The 799-nt window shown below is 41.3% G+C and carries 1 protein-coding gene; it reads right to left on the reverse strand.

Going from position 1 to position 799, the window contains the following annotated elements:
- Window positions 1–26: 26 nt before the first annotated feature.
- Window positions 27–773 (reverse strand): succinate dehydrogenase/fumarate reductase iron-sulfur subunit, encoded by a 747-nt coding sequence (locus tag FF52_RS04350; protein ID WP_008463285.1) that lies wholly within the window; start codon window positions 771–773, stop codon window positions 27–29.
- Window positions 774–799 lie beyond the last annotated feature (26 nt).

The following is a 799-nucleotide window of genomic DNA, read 5'->3' on the forward strand; positions in this document are numbered from 1 at the left end:
CCTTAGCGTCTTTGTGGCAAAATAACTTATTTCCTAAAAGTCAAAGCCTTCATATACTCCAAATTCATTTTAGCAATTGAAAGTACCGAAATTCCTTGCGGACATTCTATTTCGCAGGCTCTAGTATCCGAACACGCTCCAAATCCTTCTTCATCCATTTGTTTTGCCATTGAAACAGCGCGTTTAGGAGCTTCTAATTTTCCTTGCGGTAAAAGCGCTAGATGCGTTATTTTGGCGCCAACAAATAAAGCTGCGCTAGCATTTTTGCATGAAGCAACACAGGCTCCGCATCCGATGCAGGCAGCAGCGTCAAAAGCAGCTTCGGCGGTTTCATACGAAATCGGAATGCTGTTGGCTTCGGGCGCCTGACCCGTCGAAGCGCCAATAAAACCTCCTGAAGCAATAATGGAATCAAATGCTTTGCGGTCAATTTTCAAATCGCGTAAAACGGGAAAAGCTTTTGCTCGAAACGGTTCAATATAAATAGTATCTCCATCTTTAAAACTTCTCATGTGAAGCTGGCAGGTTGTAGTGTTTTTAAGAGGTCCGTGAGCACGGCCGTTAATCATGACCCCACATTGTCCGCAGATTCCTTCACGGCAATCATGATCAAACTCTATCACGCGTTCTCCCTGTTGAATAAGAGACTCATTTAAAAGATCCAGCATTTCTAGAAACGACATATGTTCTGATACTCCATCAATTTCATAATCGGTCATTTCTCCTTTTGTAGAAGAATTAAACTGTCGCCATATTTTTAGATAAAGTTTCATAGATAATTATGAGTTATGAGTTATGA

Source organism: Flavobacterium sp. F52 (assembly GCF_000278705.1).
In the GTDB taxonomy this organism is placed as follows: domain Bacteria; phylum Bacteroidota; class Bacteroidia; order Flavobacteriales; family Flavobacteriaceae; genus Flavobacterium; species Flavobacterium anhuiense.

What these genes read in the sequence shown, in the direction of transcription:
- FF52_RS04350 (WP_008463285.1), bottom strand. Translation starts at nt 773, where the DNA reads ATGAAACTTTATCTAAAAATATGGCGACAGTTTAATTCTTCTACAAAA.